19 protein-coding genes and 1 tRNA gene are annotated in these 16998 nt (G+C 61.5%); 9 read left to right on the top strand and 11 right to left on the bottom strand.

Annotation, left to right across the window (positions count from 1 at the left end; all coding sequences use genetic code 11):
* The first annotated feature begins 2 nt into the window (after nucleotides 1-2).
* The 9 genes from E4J93_RS07360 to E4J93_RS07320 all read left to right on the top strand — a co-directional run bounded on the left by E4J93_RS07360 (nucleotide 3) and on the right by E4J93_RS07320 (nucleotide 9592).
* Entirely contained in the window at nucleotides 3-1586 is a 1584-nt protein-coding gene (locus E4J93_RS07360) for a Fic family protein (RefSeq protein WP_147588817.1), read from the top strand.
* Nucleotides 1579-2763, top strand: coding sequence for a restriction endonuclease subunit S (locus E4J93_RS07355; RefSeq protein WP_147588816.1), 1185 nt, complete (start codon nucleotides 1579-1581; stop codon nucleotides 2761-2763). The genes E4J93_RS07360 and E4J93_RS07355 overlap by 8 nt, the downstream gene beginning before the upstream one ends.
* Complete coding sequence (locus E4J93_RS07350) at nucleotides 2760-3584, top strand: GIY-YIG nuclease family protein (protein ID WP_147588815.1); 825 nt, start codon at nucleotides 2760-2762, stop codon at nucleotides 3582-3584. Before E4J93_RS07355 ends, E4J93_RS07350 begins: the two co-directional genes overlap by 4 nt.
* Nucleotides 3585-3707: 123 nt before the next feature.
* A complete protein-coding gene (locus E4J93_RS07345) occupies nucleotides 3708-4013 on the top strand; it encodes a helix-turn-helix domain-containing protein (RefSeq protein ID WP_222705707.1) in 306 nt (101 codons plus the stop codon).
* Between the two features lie 13 nt (nucleotides 4014-4026).
* Nucleotides 4027-4590 carry an ImmA/IrrE family metallo-endopeptidase gene (locus tag E4J93_RS07340; protein WP_187231659.1) on the top strand — a complete coding sequence of 188 codons (564 nt, stop codon included), beginning with the start codon at nucleotides 4027-4029 and terminating at the stop codon, nucleotides 4588-4590.
* Nucleotides 4591-4766: 176 nt separating this feature from the next.
* Nucleotides 4767-5429, top strand: coding sequence for a DUF4417 domain-containing protein (locus tag E4J93_RS07335; protein ID WP_187231658.1), 663 nt, complete (start codon nucleotides 4767-4769; stop codon nucleotides 5427-5429).
* Nucleotides 5430-5846: a hypothetical protein gene (locus tag E4J93_RS07330; protein ID WP_147588812.1), complete on the top strand. Its 417-nt coding sequence runs from the start codon at nucleotides 5430-5432 to the stop codon at nucleotides 5844-5846.
* On the top strand, nucleotides 5843-6208 hold the full coding sequence (locus E4J93_RS07325) for a hypothetical protein (protein WP_147588811.1): 366 nt from the start codon (nucleotides 5843-5845) through the stop codon (nucleotides 6206-6208). The genes E4J93_RS07330 and E4J93_RS07325 overlap by 4 nt, the downstream gene beginning before the upstream one ends.
* Before the next feature lie 213 nt (nucleotides 6209-6421).
* Nucleotides 6422-9592, top strand: a complete 3171-nt coding sequence (locus E4J93_RS07320; protein WP_147588810.1) for a type I restriction endonuclease subunit R — start codon at nucleotides 6422-6424, stop codon at nucleotides 9590-9592.
* A gap of 81 nt (nucleotides 9593-9673) precedes the next feature.
* On the opposite strand, the gene rsmI is transcribed toward E4J93_RS07320, so the two are convergent.
* The 11 genes from rsmI to E4J93_RS07265 form a co-directional block, all read right to left on the bottom strand.
* Nucleotides 9674-10594 carry a 16S rRNA (cytidine(1402)-2'-O)-methyltransferase gene (gene rsmI / locus E4J93_RS07315; RefSeq protein ID WP_147588809.1) on the bottom strand — a complete coding sequence of 307 codons (921 nt, stop codon included), beginning with the start codon at nucleotides 10592-10594 and terminating at the stop codon, nucleotides 9674-9676.
* 2 nt (nucleotides 10595-10596) lie between these two features.
* Entirely contained in the window at nucleotides 10597-11670 is a 1074-nt protein-coding gene (locus E4J93_RS07310) for a glycoside hydrolase family 5 protein (protein WP_147588808.1), read from the bottom strand.
* A gap of 325 nt (nucleotides 11671-11995) precedes the next feature.
* Nucleotides 11996-12068: transfer RNA gene (locus tag E4J93_RS07305), tRNA-Phe, on the bottom strand.
* A 105-nt stretch (nucleotides 12069-12173) separates the two neighbouring features.
* The gene (locus E4J93_RS07300; RefSeq protein ID WP_147588807.1) at nucleotides 12174-12506 is read right to left on the bottom strand and encodes a DUF192 domain-containing protein; all 333 of its coding nucleotides are present in this window, start codon (nucleotides 12504-12506) and stop codon (nucleotides 12174-12176) included.
* 2 nt (nucleotides 12507-12508) lie between these two features.
* Nucleotides 12509-12970, bottom strand: a complete 462-nt coding sequence (locus tag E4J93_RS07295; protein ID WP_147588806.1) for a hypothetical protein — start codon at nucleotides 12968-12970, stop codon at nucleotides 12509-12511.
* On the bottom strand, nucleotides 12967-14985 hold the full coding sequence (locus E4J93_RS07290; protein ID WP_147588805.1) for a hypothetical protein: 2019 nt from the start codon (nucleotides 14983-14985) through the stop codon (nucleotides 12967-12969). Before E4J93_RS07290 ends, E4J93_RS07295 begins: the two co-directional genes overlap by 4 nt.
* A gap of 22 nt (nucleotides 14986-15007) precedes the next feature.
* Nucleotides 15008-15493 carry a TadE/TadG family type IV pilus assembly protein gene (locus E4J93_RS07285; RefSeq protein ID WP_255431964.1) on the bottom strand — a complete coding sequence of 162 codons (486 nt, stop codon included), beginning with the start codon at nucleotides 15491-15493 and terminating at the stop codon, nucleotides 15008-15010.
* Nucleotides 15474-15686: a hypothetical protein gene (locus E4J93_RS07280; protein ID WP_147588804.1), complete on the bottom strand. Its 213-nt coding sequence runs from the start codon at nucleotides 15684-15686 to the stop codon at nucleotides 15474-15476. The genes E4J93_RS07285 and E4J93_RS07280 overlap by 20 nt, the downstream gene beginning before the upstream one ends.
* A 104-nt stretch (nucleotides 15687-15790) precedes the next feature.
* Entirely contained in the window at nucleotides 15791-16315 is a 525-nt protein-coding gene (locus tag E4J93_RS07275; RefSeq protein ID WP_147588803.1) for a hypothetical protein, read from the bottom strand.
* Nucleotides 16279-16494 (bottom strand): hypothetical protein, encoded by a 216-nt coding sequence (locus E4J93_RS07270; RefSeq protein WP_229056313.1) that lies wholly within the window; start codon nucleotides 16492-16494, stop codon nucleotides 16279-16281. The genes E4J93_RS07275 and E4J93_RS07270 overlap by 37 nt, the downstream gene beginning before the upstream one ends.
* Before the next feature lie 9 nt (nucleotides 16495-16503).
* Nucleotides 16504-16974: a type II secretion system F family protein gene (locus E4J93_RS07265; protein ID WP_255431967.1), complete on the bottom strand. Its 471-nt coding sequence runs from the start codon at nucleotides 16972-16974 to the stop codon at nucleotides 16504-16506.
* Nucleotides 16975-16998: the final 24 nt, after the last annotated feature.

Raw genomic sequence — 16998 nt, 5'->3', positions numbered from 1 at the left:
CGATGGACATGGAGCACCTCGCGGCAGAAACAACCACGTGCGACTTCAAGCGCTGCGTGGAACGCAAGAAACCAAAAAGCTGGCTGAAGAGCGTCGCTGCTTTTGCGAATACGCAAGGCGGGTCGATTCTGTTCGGCGTTGACGACGACACGCACGAGCCCTGCGGCGTCACCGATCCTCAAGCCGATATTGAGTTCATCTCGCAAGTCATTCACGACCGCATAGACCCGGTTCCCGAATTCGCGCTTGAGGTCGAGACCGTGGAAACCGCGGCCGTTGTCATACTCAATGTTGAACAGGGAGATTCCAAGCCCTATTTCTGCATCGGCGACGGCAGACGTGAGGTCTACGTCCGTCACGGCGATAGAAGCGAGCTCGCCCCGCGCGAGAAGCTGCTGGGACTCGTGCTGGAAGGCACGCACCGCACCTGGGATTCCCTTGATTCCCACATTCCCGTATCGAGGGCGAGCTTTACGCACCTGCGCGCGACCTTCGCCCAGCGCGCAGGAATAGACCTTGTGGACGAGGACTACCATTCGTTCGGCCTCGTGACCGAGGATGGCGAGCACCTCACCTACGCCGGCGCCGCGTTTGCCGACCAACCCCTCTTGAGGCATTCGCGCGTCTTTGCCACAAGGTGGGATGGTATGGACAAGACTCACATCCTGGATACCGAGGAGTACTCTGGCGGCCTCACCATGCTGCTGCACAATGCCGAGGAGTTCATCCGCCGCTACAACTATCGCCAGTGGGTCAAGCGGGTAGATGACCACGCGGAGCTGCTCTGCTATAACGAGAGGGCCATCACCGAGGCGCTCGTGAATGCGCTGGTGCACCGAAACTACCTCGACCTCGGATCGGAGGTCAGCATCGACATCTACGATGACAAGATCGAGATCTCGTCCCCTGGCACCGTGCCGGCGGATATCGACTTGGAGCGTGCTGGCGACCAACGACAAAAGAGCCATCGCAAGAACCCAATCCTCGCCGATGTCATGGGCCGCATGAACTTCATGGAGCGCCGAGGTTCCGGCCTCATGCTCATTTGCCAATCAACCGCGCGCGAAGAGACCTACAAGCCGCAATTCAAGCCCACGTTCAAAAACTATTGTGATGCGTTCTACGTGACCCTGTACAACATGCGCTGGGATGCACAGGCTGGCACGATTGCGCAGGTCAGGCTGGCAGACCTTAAGGGCGTCGTAGCAACCGAGGATGAAGCAGTGCCCGACATCGACCCAGCCGCCCCCCAAGTCACCGACCAAGTCACCGACCAAGTCACCGACCAAGTCACCGACCAAGTCACCGACCAAGTCGCTGCACTCCTCGCCTACATCCAGGACTCGGAGACCAGCGCCATCGACGCGATGACTGCCCTGCGCCTAACCCATCGCCCCACCTTTAGGGAAAACTATCTTAATCCCGCCCTCGACGCCGGGCTCATCGAGCGCACCGTTCCCGACAAACCCAAAAGCCGCCTGCAGAAATATCGACTAACGGAACAGGGACGGAATACCCTCTCCACTCTCAATTCGGATAATCCCATGAACAGCACCGACTCCGACAAGAAAGATAGCAATGAGTAGAATCGACGAGATGATTGCCGAGCTCTGCCCGGACGGCGTGGAGTACAAGCGGCTTGGGGATATCGGCACATTTACGCGCGGTGCCGGTATTCAGAAATCTGATTTCACAGATGACGGTAAACCATGCATCCACTATGGGCAGATTTACACCTACTACGGACTTGAAGCTTCGGAAACGAAGTCGCTCATCTCGGAAGAACTCTATGCAACTCGTAAGAAGGCGAAGCATGGCGACCTCATCATTGCGACCACCAGTGAAAACGAAGATGATGTCTGCAAATGTTGCGCATGGCTCGGAGATGAGCCGTGTGCAGTGAGCGGCGACGCCTACATTTATTCGCACTCGGCAGACCCAAAATACATGGCCTACCTTTTCTGCTCCGCTTCGTTCCAAGCGCAGAAGAAACGCAGAATCACGGGCACTAAAGTTCTTCGCGTCAGCGGCGATGCCATGGCCACATTTGAGGCACCCATCCCGCCCATCGAAATCCAAAAAGAAATTGTCAGAATCCTTGACAAATTCGCGGAGCTGGAAGCGGAGCTGGAAGCGGAGCTGGAGGCAAGGAAAGCCCAGTACGCCTACTACCGCGACAAGCTGCTCTCCTTCGAGAGAGAGAGAGAGAGAGAGAGTAGATGGCTGAAAATGGAAGACCTCTTCTACATGAAGGCGGGTACGCACATCGCCGCCAGCAACATCTCTGAAAGCAAGAGCGCCGTTCAGACGACACCTTGCTATGGAGGAAATGGCCTTCGTGGTTTCGTCGAGTCACCAAGCCACTCCGGCAAGGCGCTTCTCATCGGAAGGCAAGGCGCTTTGTGCGGAAATGTCTATCGCGTCGAAGAGGATTTCTATGCCACCGAGCATGCGGTTGTGGCGACATGCAGCGATTTAGTGCTCCAAGACTATGCCTATCACATGCTCGTAAACAGAAATTTGAACAGGTATAAATCAGCTGGAGCCCAACCAGGACTCGCCGTGGGAAAACTCAAAGAAGTCGAGTTCTTGGTCCCCTCTCTCGAGACGCAGCAGAAGGTCGTCGACATCCTCGACCGATTCGACGCCCTCACCACCTCGCTCACCGACGGCCTCCCCGCCGAGATCGAGGCGCGCCGCCAGCAATACGAGTACTACCGCGACAAGCTCCTCAGCTTTCCCCGAAAGGAGTCGGCAGCATGATCAACCTCAAGACGCTCACCTTGCAGCTGATCGATGGCGAGCCCAACGGCATCAAGATCTGCCGCCTGACGGGTTCCACGCTTGTGACCGTCGTGATTCCCCGCGACCTGCTCGCGCAGGCAAAGAAGCTGCCCGAGATTCCCAAGCGCGGCGTCTACTATCTGCTTGACGATAACAAGGGGCGCCTGCGTCGCGTCTATGCCGGCCAGACGGTCCAAGGAATCTCCCGCCTGGATGACCATTACGCAAAGAAGGGCTGGTGGAACACGGCGGTTATGTTCCTCGGACCCGATAGCGAATTCTCGCTCGACGTGGTGAGCGGCCTTGAGAGACAAATGATCGCCTACATCGCCGAACATGGCTCGTACGCCACGGACAACGGTAACCTCCCCAATCCGTTCGTGAGCCCTTACACAGAGTCATTCATCGCAAGCCTGCACGAGGACATCCTCTTTAGGATGGGCGTCTTGGGATACGACCTCGACGCCGTTGGTGAGAGCGTGACCGACGACGGCCTTGCGTTCCACACGCCCCGTCGCAACATCGACGCCCGCGGGCGATACGACTCATCTGCAGGCAAATTCACCGTCCTGGCCGGTTCGCAAATCGACCTCGACGTTCAATGCGGCACCAAAGCAAGGCCCACCCAGCGCCTCGAGGAACTGCGTGCTTCCCTGCGAGCAGAGAGAGCGCTCTCGAACGACGGAGGCGCATGGCGTCTCGCGCACGATGTGAGCTTCGATACGCCCAGCGCTGCCGCCGTGTTCGTCCTCGGCGGCAGCCAAAACGGTTGGACCGAATGGGTCTCCGAGGACGGGTGAACGCTCTCCGTAGTCTACCGCGAGGCATAAGATCCAGAACCCAATCTAGGGATTCCATTTGTGCTATCATTACCATCATACGGTAATTATTTCCGTATATTGGTAACTACCGAAAGGAATCCCATGTCCGAGCTGTTCCCCATGAGGCTCTCGGCGTTGCTAAGCCAACGCGACCTCACTCAAAAAGAACTTGCACTAAGCACAGGCCTTACTCCAGCAGCAATCAGCCGCTATCTAAGCGGAGACAGAATGCCCCGGGCCATCGTTGTTGCAAGGATCGCAAAGGCACTCGACGTCCAACCTTCGGATCTTCTGGGCACCCAAAAGGAGCAGGAGATCGATGGGGCTGTCCAGCTTATCGCTCGTAACTCAAATTCCCTCACAGAGGAACAACGCGCTCAGCTCATTACAACACTACTCAAGCGTTAGGAACTCATTGTCAATGCCGTCCAGGACAAGAGAAATCGAAATCGAAACCGCAGTGGTCGAACTGCTATCCGATTTTGGAATCACAGAATACCCCATAAGTATCAAACGAATAGTCGAGACGCTCGGAATCGATCTTGTTCCCTACTCCTGCCTGCAGCCCCAAGAGCTTGCGCTCGCCCGCTCCGCATCGAACGACGCTTTCCACGTGCGCACGCCCAACTATTCACAAGCGTGCATCGTCTTAGACGACACATGCAACGCGTACCATAACCGCACTCGGTTTTCCGGAGCCCATGAACTCGGTCACATTATTCTTGAACATCGAGAAGACACCCCCAACCGCGAGAGAGAAGCCGACTATTTTGCGGGCTATCTACTTGCTCCCCACCCCCTGATCCTTAAATGTAATCCGGCTTTCAATTTGACAGAGGTTTTCAAGGTGAGCAGCGATTGCGCACTTTTCGCTAAAGACCAAGCCCTTGCGCGAAAACGCGAAGGAGAAACCTGGCGACCGCACGAGCAATGGCTCATAAATAACGCCACATGGAAAGGAGGCGGTCTTATCGAAAGCATATAGACGAAAAATAGTCGCCCCCACGCCAATGAGAGCGACTAATGCTGGGGCCCAAATGGACCCGCCCACACGGAAGAGTATAGGGCGAACGCCAAATTATGCCCATACCAACCAGATGGTCCCCAGCGTTTCAGCAGAGAATTAAACGCTATGCCACTTGCCGGCAGAAAAGGACTTCCATGCCTAGCCTATCAGCCTATGACGTCTGGCACACCCGCTACTATCACGGAGCAACCTATGCTGGGGACTACGAGATGCCGATCATCCAGGGCACCGATAAGGTCCCCGATCAGCTAATCCGCTTCTCAGATTCGCGGTCACCAAAACGAAACAACACAGATGCCTGGGTAGTGCCCTACGAACACGACACCCAGATTGAACGCGTCTGGAACAATGCCTTCAAGTACGAGCCGTCCTTACTTGAACACCCCGGAATCATCTCCTGGGACTTCTCCATGTACCGCAACATGCCTTTCGGCCTCCAATTATGGAACTGCTTCAGGGGCCGCCTACTCGGAAGCCTTCACGAACGGCTCGGCGGAGAGTGCATTCCCAACCTTCGGCCAACCGACTCGCGCGGACTCCTCTACTCGTTCGATGGCCTCCCAACCGAAGCGAGCATCGCAATGGGAACCCTTGGAAACCTCATCAATCCCGACGATCGTGTTTTCTTTAAGCGCTTCGTCAATGAGGCGGTCAAACGACTTCGTCCTAAAAACATCATCGTCTATGGAAGGGCTCCTGAACAGTTTTTCCACACCGCGTACGAAGCGGGAGTTAATGTCATTTCCTTCCCGACGCAAGCCGAAATTGCCCATTCTCGAATCGAAGAGGCGGTGTAAGTGGGAGGCGGTGCAGGCAATGGGCTCAACTTCGGTGCAACTTACGGTTCTGGACAGCTGCCACTGGAATACGCAGCGAAAAACACCCCTTCATCTGAGCCAACAGATGACACCAGCCCGACAGCAAAATCGGCTCGCGAATCCCTACTGGCAGAAGCTCAAACGGAAAAGGTAAAAACCCTCATCAAAGAGCTTTACCATACAGATGGTGGAATTGGTGACGGAGGCACCGCAGATGCCATACGCCACGAGCTGGCAACAGGCGAAAAGGTTGGTGGAAAAACGCACATCAGAAAGGGACGTGAAAGGCTGAAGCAGATTGCAAAGATACTGAGGAAAGACCCCAACGGACCAGACTCGAATCTCCTTCGCAGGCTCAAGGCTGATCTAGAAAACGCACTAGGGAGAACGCAATGACCGAACACGAACTGAACGCCATTCTGATGGATGCCTTCCCCGAACTCAAGGAGGAACTCACCCTTTACATGGAGGAAGACGGGGACGGTATGGACACCGGCTGCTTCCTTACTCATGAGGATGTCCTCCACCCCTTCATCGACCAAGCGTTCAAGGATGAGGACCAGCAGATTCTCAAGCGGGTTGGAGCCTACGTCGAGCGACTCCTAAACCTCAATGACGAGTATGCAGAGAACGTCGCCATTGTTGGGATTGTTGAATGGATCGCCCTCGATCGACCCCCCCTGGCATCACTCATCCCATTTGGCCCAAAAGCTCAAGCAGCGATATCGGAATATCGCGCCGAAGGAAACGCGCAATAAGCGGAAGGTTTCCCTCCTGACCCACATACTGGGAAACCCGGAAGGTTCGACCAAGCATTGACGCCGCGCTTTCCCGCAACTCACAGACCGCACGAAGATCAAAAGATCTGACGTCCGTACGGACAGTTATATTGGGACACAAACATCGGCATGGTGGGGCCGTCCTTAACCGACCCCACCATGCCACTCCGGCCACGCCAGAAAGGAAGCGGCATGCTGACGGACGACCTCGAACTCGCGGGCGGCTCCCCCGCCCCTTCCTACAGCCTCATCCTCGAGGGACCCAGCTCGACCGTGTGCGCGCAGGTGCCCGAGGTCGCGCGGGCCGCAACCTCCTATCAAACCGAGGCCCAGTTGGAAAAGGAGCTCATCGAGCAGCTCGTGGACCAGGGCTACGAGCGCGTCTCCCCCGCCAGCGAGGCCGAACTCATCGCCAACCTGCGCCGACAGATCGAGCTCCTCAACGGCTTCGCCTTCGCCGACGAGGACTGGGAGCGCTTCTTCCGCGAGGTCGTAGCCAACAAGGCAGAGGGCATCGTGGAGAAGACGCGCCGCATCCAGAAGAACCCCGTCATCGACTTCACCCTCGCGAATGGCACCCTCAAGAACGTGATGCTGCTCGACCGCGACCACATCTACAGGAACCGCCTGCAGGTCATGAACCAATACGAGGCCAGCGAGGGCGCGCACAAGAACCGCTACGACGTGACCGTCCTCGTCAACGGCCTGCCCCTCGTGCACATCGAGCTCAAGCGCCGCGGCGTGGCGCTGCGCCAGGCGTTCGACCAGATCGAGCGCTATCAGCGCGAGAGCTTCTGGTCCCAGTCGGGCCTGTTCGAGTTCGTCCAGATCTTCGTCATCTCCAACGGCACGCACACCAAGTACTACTCCAACACCACGCGCTGGCAGAAGACCGAGAGCAGCCGCCGCGGCAAGAAGTCCTCGGCGAGCTTCGCGTTCACCAGCTGGTGGACGGACGCGAACAACCACAAGATCGCCGACCTGGTACCCTTCGCGGCGTCGTTCCTCGCGCGCGGAACCCTGCTCATGATCCTCACGCACTACTGCGTGCTCGACGTGACAAACACGCTCCTGGTCATGCGCCCCTACCAGATCTGCGCGTGCGAGAAGATCCTCAACCGCATCCTCGTCTCCGAGTACGACAAGCGTCGCCTGGGCACGCTCGACGCCGGCGGCTACATCTGGCATACCACCGGATCGGGCAAGACGCTCACCTCGTTCAAGACGGCGCAGCTCGCCGCTGGCATGGAGGGCGTGGACAAGGTCCTGTTCGTGGTGGACCGCAAGGACCTCGACTACCAGACCATGAAGGAGTACAACAAGTTCCAAGAGGGCGCGGTCAACGGCTCCAAGAACACCCATGCGCTCGCCGAGAACCTCGAGGCGCCGCTCGGGCAGCGCAAGATCTGCGTGACCACCATCAACAAGCTGGCGGTCTACCTCAAGCGACCCAGCGCCAGGCGCGAGGTCTTCGACCGGCACACCGTGTTCATCTTCGACGAGTGCCATCGCTCGCAGTTCGGCGAGATGCACAAGGCCATCACCCGCCACTTTAAGAACTACCACCTATTCGGCTTCACCGGCACGCCGATCTTCGCCCAAAACGCCGGGGCGGGCGCCGACCCCGAGCTGCGCACCACCGCGCAAGCCTTCGGCGACTGCCTGCACACCTACACCGTGGTGAACGCCATCGACGACGGCAACGTGCTGCCCTTCAAGGTCGACTACGTGAGCACCTTCCACCGCAAGGCCGAAGACACCGATGCGCGGGTCGAGGCCATCGACACCGACTCCGCCTGGCTGCACCCCGAGCGGCTGCGCAACATCGCTGGCTACATCCTGGATAACTTCGACCGCAAGACCAAGCGCAGCGGCCAGGCGTACAGCGTGAAGGGGGCCGCGCGGCGCGGCTTCAACGCCATCCTCGCCTGCGACTCGATCAAGTCCGCTGAGTCCTACTACCGCGTGCTGCGCGAGATGATCGGCCAGCGTGAGGGATGCGACCTCAAGGTAGCCACGATCTTCTCGTTCGCCCCCAACGCGCCCGAGGACCCCTGCGGCTTCATCGACGACGAGGAGCTCGAATGCGACGGGATGCCCCAGGCGGACCGCGATTTCCTCGATGGTGCCATCGCCAACTACAACGCGATGTTCTCCACGAGCTTCTCCACGGACTCCCAGGGCTTCGACGGCTACTACAAGGACGTGAGCCGCCGCATGAAGGGCGAGGACGTCGATGGCAAGCCGCTGCCGCAAGACGAGTGCCTCGACCTGCTCATCGTGGTAGACATGTTCCTCACGGGCTTCGATGCCAAGACGCTCAACACCCTGTGGGTCGACAAGAACCTGCGCATGCACGGCCTCATCCAAGCATTCAGCCGTACCAACCGCATCCTCAACTCGGTGAAGACCTTCGGCAACGTCGTGTGCTTCCGCAACCTCGAGGAAAACGTGGATGAGGCCATCGGGCTGTTCGGCGACCCCAAGGCCGGCGGCATCGTGCTGCTCAAGCCCTATGACGTGTACTTCGAGGAATACGCCAAGAAGCTCGCGCACCTGCGCGAGGCGTTCTCGTTCGACGCGCTGGACGAGCCGATGGGCGAGGAGGCCGAGCGCGACTTCATCAAGACGTTCTCGGCGATCCTGCGCCTGCGCAACATCCTCTCGAGCTTCGACGGCTTCGAGGAGGACGACACCATCGACGTCTGGGAGCTGCAGGACTACCAGAGCGTGTACCTCGACCTGCGCGACAAGCTGCGTGGCCGCGAGCAGGCGGAGAAGGAGTCGATCGCCGACGACCTGGTCTTCGAGATGGAGCTCGTTCGGCAGCTGGAAATCAACATCGACTACATCCTGATGCTCGTGGAGAAGCGCCATGGCGACAACGTGCGCGACCGCGAGATCGCCGAGCGCATCCGCAGCTCCGTGGCGGCGTCGCCCGAGCTGCGCGACAAGCAGGACCTCATCGACCGGTTCCTGGAGATGGCGGGCTTCTGCGAGACGCCCGCGACCTTCTCGATCGACCCGGAGGCGAGCGAAGAGCGCAGGCACGAGGTCGTCTCCGCGCACTGGCGCGAGCTCGTACGCGAGTCCATGGAGACGGAGCTCGGCGGCATCATCGAGTGCGAGCACCTCAAGCCCGATCAGACGCGCGCACTGGTGAGCGAGGCCTTCGAGACGGGCGGCGTTCCCCAGGAGGGCACCGCCGTGGCCAGCATCCTGCCGCCGGTGTCGCGCTTCGCCAAGGGCAACCCGCAAGCGGAGAAGCGCCGGCGCGTGACAGCGCTGCTCTCGGCGTTCTACGACCGATTCCGCAGCCTGACCGCGCACTACCCCATGCGCGACGAGGCGGGAGCAAGGTAGCCGCCGCTATGCGAAAGGTCCCGTCCACGAGTGCATCGCACATGTGGACGGGATCTTCTTCATCCGGGGACGGACCCGGCATCAATCAGACTCAGCCTGTGTCGAGAGAACCAGGTTGTACACGTCGCGCTTCTTGCGCGAGTACTTCTGGGACAGGCGCTTGGCGATCGCGTTGGCGGACTCGCCGGCGGCAAGGGCCTCGGCGATATCCGCGGCAAGCAGGTCGTCGGGGTTCGCGCCGGCGTCCGCGCCCGCGCCCGCGCCGGCCGCCAGGGCCGCCTCGTGGAGCTCGAGCTCGGCCTCGCTCGGCGGCGCCACTACGAGCACCATCTCGCCGCGCATCTCGCCGCGCTCACGCACCAGCTCGAGCAACTCGGACGCGGGCGCCCGCAGGACCTCCTCATGGAGCTTGGTGAGCTCGCGGCAGAGCGCGGCCTCGCGCTCGGGAAACACCTCGGCGATCGCAACGAGCGAATCCTCCGCGCGATGCGGGGACTCGTAGAAGAGCAACGCGCCGGGAATGGACGCGAGCCTGCGCAGGCGACGGACGCGCTCGCCGTGCTTACGCGGCAAAAAGCCCTCGAAGAAGAAATGCTCGCAAGGGATGCCAGTCGCCACCAGCGCAGTGATGCAAGCCGTGGGACCGGGAATCACCTCGACGGGTACACCGGCGGCTCGCGCCGCATCCACCAGCACCTGGCCGGGATCGGACACGCCCGGCATGCCGGCATCCGACGCGAAAGCGAGCGTCTCGCCGGCGAGCATGCGCTCGACGAGCTGCGGCGCGCGCCCCGCGATAACGTTCTCGTCGCAGCGCACGAGCGGCTTGGAGATACCGAGGTGCGCGAGGAGCTTCGAAGTCACGCGCGTGTCCTCGCAGCAGATGGCATCCGCAGCCTCGAACGCTGCCGCGGCGCGCGGCGTCAGGTCGCCGAGGTTGCCGATGGGAGTTCCCACCACATAGAGCTTGCCCGCCTGCGGGCGCTTCGTCGTCTCCCCCATGGCTACTCGATCATGGCGCGCTCGAGCGTACCCAACGCAAGGCGGGCATCCCATGCCGCGTTGCGCTTCTCGGTCTTCCACGTTTGGAAGAACCAGCCGCGCGTATCGGCGAACGAGGCGAGCTGATTGGACACGAACACGCGCTCATAAGCGGCACGACCCTCGGGAGTCACGGACGCGCTCGACATCACCGCGGCACCCGACCATTCGCCCACCAGCACGGGGAAGCCGGCCGAACGCGCCTCGCGAATCACCTTGCGGTTGCGCGCGACAGCAGAGGAGAGGCCGCGCGGCGAGGTGATATCCTGCGCAAACTCGTCGTAATAATGATAGAGGTGCACGTCCATCACTACGTTTTCGTAACGCGAACCACGCATGAAATGCTTCCACATCTCCGGGTGCGCGGAGGCGGAGAACACGACCGCCTTCTCGACCGGCATATGCGCGCGCACGAGCTCGTAGGCATCGCGATAGAAATTACGCAGATAATGACTGGGGATGCCCTCCGTCATGGAAAAGAGGTTCTTGCGCACGCTCATGACGGGACTGTCCAGCAGCTCGATTCCGTAGAGGCTCTCGGCCTTGCCGTAGCGAGCGGCAAGTTTCTCGAGCACCTCGAGCGCCACATGGCGCCCGTTCACCGACGAATGCCAATCAGCGGTCGAGTTGGGCGTGGTGGGGGTGGTGGTCGATTCATTCGAATCGCCCTGACCGCCCGGGACCGTCGCGAGGTCGAGCAGGACCTTGATATCGTATTTCTCGCCCCACTCGATCGCGCGATCGATGTAGTCGATCGCCGGGATGAAGGTTGCGGCGTCGCCCTGCGATCCGAAGGCATGCCACGGAATGGGCAGGCGCACCGCGTTCAAGCCGATCAACGACATACGATGGAAGTCGCCCTCGCCGATAAAAGTCTCGTAGTGATGGCGCAGGCGCTCGTTATACGCGGCGCTACCCAATACGTCATGCAGCTCCGCGTCGGACGACGCGCCCGTGGCGGCAAACAGGGACGGCGAAACCCACGGCTCGGGAATAAACCAACCCGAAAGGTTGACGCCGCGAATCTTCTCGTCCATACCTGCCCCCTAGCCATCGATGCTCATTGTTGAAGAGTATACCTGCCCGCCCCGACACGCGCATCGGCGGCGCAAAGCGTGTCGGAAATGAAAGGTTGCAGCACGGTAGCGCGGCCTCGCCCAACGGGCGCACAACCTTGCATGCCCCGAAACGGTCGCGGGATCCGCGACATGCGAACGCAATACGAGGCGAACTGGGCTCGAACGAATTCCCCCATGCTCGCACGCATCCGCAGCCGGCTCGGATCCGGAGGAGATTATCCGAACACATCGAAACGGTATACAAAAAGCCCCCCGACATGCGGAGGGCTTTATCATTAAAGGGTGGCCAGAGGGGGAGTCGAACCCTCGACACGCGGATTTTCAGTCCGCTGCTCTACCAACTGAGCTATCTGGCCAATTGATGTCCGTCTCACTGACGGCTTGATTACTATAACAAATCATCGCGGCGGCGCAAGCGACTTTTTTAAGATTCTTGTCACTTTCTTTTACACACGCCCCCCCTATCCCCGATCATCCGGCGGCACATGGATCCGCTCGCATACCCACGAGGCGCCCCGATGCGCCAGGATGCGGCCTGGGGCAACCCGTTCATAGCGCGCCAGCACACGGTTGTCATCCGTAAAGAACACGACGTCGATCGGCGCCACCATACCAAACGTATGCACCGATGAACACCGTGGAAACACCAAGATGATCTCGACATTCCCACTGCCACGAGGCCGATGCCCCATCAGACCCCATAGCCGGCACCAAAACGTCCGCGCAACGACGATGTCGCCGCATGCCCATCCAAGACCGCGAACCGCCTGGCCATATCGCTCGTCGTTCTGCATCCCTATGCCACCACCCCGGGCTTCCAGGGGTCTACAACCATCGTCCTTTCATGCCGAAGCCGCGCGGGAGCCCCCAACGACACCCCGGCGATCTCCACGACCGACGGCCACGGCGCCATCGCCATGCTGCACGTAAACGAACGCGTGAGCGGCGCAAGGGAAAAGGTCTCCTCCGACCCGAACCCCCGGTCCTCCACCGTCACCTCGACGTCGACCCCGTACCCTTCCATCGCCGTGGCCAATTCGCCCCGCACCGCTTCCAAAGCCGCCTGCCCGGCCCCTCCGTCCCCCTCGGGAGAAACCCCCTGGGCGACCACGATATCGGGCGCGACGCGGTCGAAGCGCGCGACGGCGACCGCGAACCGCATCAAGTTTGAAGTTATAAGCCCGAGCACCAATAAGACAGGCAACACCACCGCCATCTCAACCGTCGCCTGCGCCCGACGCTCTCGCATCACCGTCATGAAGCAGCACCGCCCTCCGAAACGAAATCCCCTAGGCGCACCGTCAGCGGCAGGGTCCCACCTCCCGGCAACGGGATACGCGCGACCACGATCTCGGCAGAAAGCACCGCCTCCTCCAACTCGTAGCCGACAGCTCGCAAGATGTCCATCGGATCGCTGCTCGTAGGCGCAATCGAACGCAGGCGTTTTTGAAGTTCGGCAGCGCTCCCTAGGTCCCCCCTTGCGAGCACATGCGCGCTATCGGTCAACACGGGCTTGCACAGCGACAGGTCAACGGGCTCGAGACCCAGACCATTTAAAGCGCCCATCACCCTCTCCTCCAACCAGCCGCCCACGGAATCAGGCGAACCCGCAGAACCTCCCAGCAGGTCATCGAGCGCCTCGCCGATTCGCTCGGACGCGTTTCCATACGCCAGCAACAAGCGCCCCCAAAGCCCCAGGACCTCGTCGGCCATTCCCGGCAATCCCCCATCCGACGATATCGACGAGAGAAACGACGCGAGAACGTTGTTCTCGTGCGTGGCGGGATCTCGCGCCAAAGCGGCCGCCGAAATAGCACCGCGCGCACCCACATGCACATCAGAAGCGAACGAGCTGGATAGCTCTCCTGCCGATGAGACGTCACCTGACACCACGAGCGCCACGCACCCATAGCGCCCGGGCGGCGCGATGCGCGGGCGCTCGCTGCGAAGCGCCGCAAGCGCTTCCTCGAACGCGCTGCCCGCACCCTCTGCCGACCCCTTCGCATGCTCCTCCGCGGCATGTTCCTCGCCCCGGGCTGCAGCGTAGTCCCGCAGGGCCAGCGTATACGACCGGAAATGATATTCGAAACCATTCTCGATCGACGTCGAAGCCGCTGGCACACGCCCCATATCGCCTACGCCGAAGCGACAGGTCTCGCACTCGCGCACGCGCCCTGCCTCCACGTCGCACAGAGCCGCCCCTCCCCCGGGCGCCCCCGTCGCACCCGGGCACGACGGGGCGTAATGCAGCGTCGTTCCTGCGGCCTCGATCGATGTCGCCCAGCGCGCATCCGTATACAACGGCGTCTCGCGCACGTCATCGGTGTTCCTCGGCAACGGCTCGAGCGTGTTCACGAACCCGCTCTCGCCCTCCTCCACCCGCGCCGCTTCGACGACGCCCGCAGCATACTCGTAAAAGACCTTGCGCGCCGCAGAATCGGCACGGTCCTCGACGCTATTCCCCACGGGCGCCTCGTGCTCGAACCGCCATCGATAGTATGCCCGCGCCCGCCGCAACCCCGCTTCCGGAGCCCAGGTGACGCTCGATGCGAAATCCGGGTTCTGATCGGGTGCGATACCCGAGAGCCGATCGGCCCGCTCCTGCATATTCATACCATCGCGACCGCAATCCGCCAGCCAGGCACGCTCCTTCTCTGCAGCGCTTTTCTCCCGGGCGCGACGTAGCCGCTCGGCAGCCTCGTCAAGCTCCTCGCTCGCAAGCTCCATCGATCCGGTGTCGATCGCTGGTCCCTCAAGTGCAGGGAAATACGAATCCGAGGTGCGTGGCGCCACCAGCGCCGTGCCCGCATACGACAGGCGCTCGCCACCCTGCTGACGGCACAGCCCCGTCGCGCGCGCCGCGACGGCAAACGGCAGTCCCGCCTCCAGCTTCTGCAGCCCCTCGCTCGCTGACGCGCAGAGCTCGTTTCGCGCTTGAAGCATCTCGATGCCCGAATCGAGCATATCGTGCGCAGCCGGCTCCATCCCTGGAATCAATGTTCCCAGCATGCCGGCGCCCACCGACACGAACCCCGCAAGCCCCATGCTCAGCACCGTCGCATCGACCGTAGTTGCCACGGTGTAATACGACGACACCGCGTTAGCGCCGGCAAGCGCCGCCGCATCCGCGGCAACCTGCACGCCCCCCGAGCGCGCCATAGACCACACGGCAGAGACAGACGAGAACAAGAGCGCCAACACGGCCAGGATGGTCACCGCGGCGACCATCGTCGTATATGCCGCTTCCTCGGCAAGCAGCTCGATTCCCGACATCGGGTGCCGCCCGCGCCGCAACCTACTCCTGAATCCATGCATCGTAATCACCTTTCACCCACGCTGGGCGCGGGCGCATCGCGGCCCTTACGCGCAATCGCACATCGCCCGCAGCGTTGCGCTCGCCGAACGCCCCCACGAACACGCCCAGCACAGGCAGGGGCTTCACCCAGCCCTCGATTTCCACGAACCTCCCCGCTTCTCCCTCGCCCCCGTAATCAACCTCCCACGCCAGCGGACCCCCCGCGTGAAATATGGCGATATCGGGAACGGCGGTAAGCCTCCGCAAGATGAAAGCGCGGGTGCTCCGCTCGTCCGTACCCTCCCCGGTCGCCACCAACCGGCACCCTTGCGCCGCCGCGACCTCCATCACCGCCTGCGTATATCTCACACACACCGGCTGCAGCGCCAAGAGCACCACGATGCAGAAACTCGGCAGTAAGATGGCCGCCTCGACCGTCGCCTGCGCCCCGCGTTCGACGAGCACCTTAAAACAACGCGATATCAATGGCCCCCGACCCATCGAGCACATGCGAAGCCGCCTCCTCAACCAACCTCGACAGCGCCCCATCGGTAGCCGCCCTCCACAACGCGCCCAACGCTACGATCACGGCAACGAAGACGCCCGTGACCACGGCATACTCGAGCGTCCCTTGCGCCAGCCGCTCCCCCAGCGCCCCCAATCCGCTATATCGCCCCATCTTCCTTCCCCTCATTCAAACCACGGCGCCCGCGCGCTCCGCTTTGCGCCGCGCCCCGATGGCCGCGCCGAAAACACACCCGCAAAACGCCGGTGCACACCGCGCTACCTCCCGGAGCCATCTGGCGCCATCATGCGCGCGACGCGAACCGCCACTTCCCGCTCACCGGGCGTCTGCGTTACCAGCACTACATCCGCCCAGTGTTCACCGTCCCACACAACCGCCCCCCAGACATTCCCGCTCATGTCCAAGTAGCCGCTCGTCACCAGCGATGCCCCCACCCCGCCCTCGACATAGTTCCCTAAGACACGTGCGCCTGCTTCCATCACGTCCCCTTCCGACCTCCACGTCACCACCGCCTCATCGGCCTTTGCATCCCGCTCGAGCGCCGCGTCCAGATCATCCAAGAACGCCTCGGCCGAAGACGCCATGGCCTCGCTGTCTCCTCGCAGGCCCGCTTCAGCTGAATGCACCGCTTGCCGCAGCGCCGCGCCATCGGTGGCGTCGCGTTCCAACGACGCGCCCCATATGAGCGCACCCGCCACCGCCGCCGCGCAGATCGCATAGGCGGCGAACAAGGCTCGTCGTCCACCTAAAGACTGTTGATGCCCGATTCGATTGCGCTCCATAGCTCACTCACCTTGCCGCGAAACGCGATGATGGCCAGAATCGCTATAACCACCAGCACCCCTACGAGAATCGCGTATTCCGTCGTGCCCTGGGCCAGGTCCTCACGCATCCACATCTCTCGCACCCTGCGGGCCGCCGCGTAACCGCGCGCGCCCATCAAAGCCAGCAATCCATTCATGCAAACCTCCTAGATCATGCCGCCCGCAGCCATGAGCGGGCCCATTATCGACAACAGCAGAGCTGGAAGAATGAGCGTGCCCGTAGGTATGAGAATCTTCACCGGCGCTCGCTCGATAGCCCGCTCCACGCGGGCGCGGTGAGCCCGCCGACATTCCCTGCCCTGCGCTTCCAGCGCATCTGCAAGCGGAGCCCCCAGCTCCATAGCCTCCTCGACAGCAACTGCAAACGATTCCAACGCGCGCACCCCCAACGCCGCAGCCACCTCGTGCAGGGCATCGCCCCTTGTTGCAGCACCCGCCCTCCACCTCATGCGCGCATGCGCCAACTCGGTCGCCAAGCCGCTCGATCGGTGTTCGCAATACAAATCGAGCGCCGCATCGAACGACAATCCCGCCGTCAGCCCCAGCCGAACCATGTCAACCATCTCCGCCACCTCGCCCAATGTCGTCTCGGGCTGCACGGGCTCCAGAGAATGCATCAAGGCGCCCATCCCCCGATTGAC

It is taken from the genome of Collinsella sp. BA40 (assembly GCF_008014645.1).
Classification (GTDB): domain Bacteria; phylum Actinomycetota; class Coriobacteriia; order Coriobacteriales; family Coriobacteriaceae; genus Collinsella.
The sequence above is the reverse complement of the archived record's forward strand: the minus strand, read 5'-3'. Positions and strand labels throughout refer to the sequence as shown.

Bases quoted from the DNA above. Each gene is read 5' to 3' on its own strand.
- E4J93_RS07360 (WP_147588817.1), top strand. From the start codon at position 3: ATGGACATGGAGCACCTCGCGGCAGAAACAACCACGTGCGACTTCAAG.
- E4J93_RS07355 (WP_147588816.1), top strand. From the start codon at position 1,579: ATGAGTAGAATCGACGAGATGATTGCCGAGCTCTGCCCGGACGGCGTG.
- E4J93_RS07350 (WP_147588815.1), top strand. From the start codon at position 2,760: ATGATCAACCTCAAGACGCTCACCTTGCAGCTGATCGATGGCGAGCCC.
- E4J93_RS07345 (WP_222705707.1), top strand. From the start codon at position 3,708: ATGTCCGAGCTGTTCCCCATGAGGCTCTCGGCGTTGCTAAGCCAACGC.
- E4J93_RS07340 (WP_187231659.1), top strand. From the start codon at position 4,027: ATGCCGTCCAGGACAAGAGAAATCGAAATCGAAACCGCAGTGGTCGAA.
- E4J93_RS07335 (WP_187231658.1), top strand. From the start codon at position 4,767: ATGCCTAGCCTATCAGCCTATGACGTCTGGCACACCCGCTACTATCAC.
- E4J93_RS07325 (WP_147588811.1), top strand. From the start codon at position 5,843: ATGACCGAACACGAACTGAACGCCATTCTGATGGATGCCTTCCCCGAA.
- E4J93_RS07320 (WP_147588810.1), top strand. From the start codon at position 6,422: ATGCTGACGGACGACCTCGAACTCGCGGGCGGCTCCCCCGCCCCTTCC.
- rsmI (WP_147588809.1), bottom strand. From the start codon at position 10,594: ATGGGGGAGACGACGAAGCGCCCGCAGGCGGGCAAGCTCTATGTGGTG.
- E4J93_RS07310 (WP_147588808.1), bottom strand. From the start codon at position 11,670: ATGGACGAGAAGATTCGCGGCGTCAACCTTTCGGGTTGGTTTATTCCC.
- E4J93_RS07300 (WP_147588807.1), bottom strand. From the start codon at position 12,506: ATGCAGAACGACGAGCGATATGGCCAGGCGGTTCGCGGTCTTGGATGG.
- E4J93_RS07295 (WP_147588806.1), bottom strand. From the start codon at position 12,970: ATGACGGTGATGCGAGAGCGTCGGGCGCAGGCGACGGTTGAGATGGCG.
- E4J93_RS07290 (WP_147588805.1), bottom strand. From the start codon at position 14,985: ATGTCGGGAATCGAGCTGCTTGCCGAGGAAGCGGCATATACGACGATG.
- E4J93_RS07280 (WP_147588804.1), bottom strand. From the start codon at position 15,686: ATGGGGCGATATAGCGGATTGGGGGCGCTGGGGGAGCGGCTGGCGCAA.
- E4J93_RS07275 (WP_147588803.1), bottom strand. From the start codon at position 16,315: ATGGAGCGCAATCGAATCGGGCATCAACAGTCTTTAGGTGGACGACGA.
- E4J93_RS07270 (WP_229056313.1), bottom strand. From the start codon at position 16,494: ATGAATGGATTGCTGGCTTTGATGGGCGCGCGCGGTTACGCGGCGGCC.
- E4J93_RS07265 (WP_255431967.1), bottom strand. From the start codon at position 16,974: ATGCATTCTCTGGAGCCCGTGCAGCCCGAGACGACATTGGGCGAGGTG.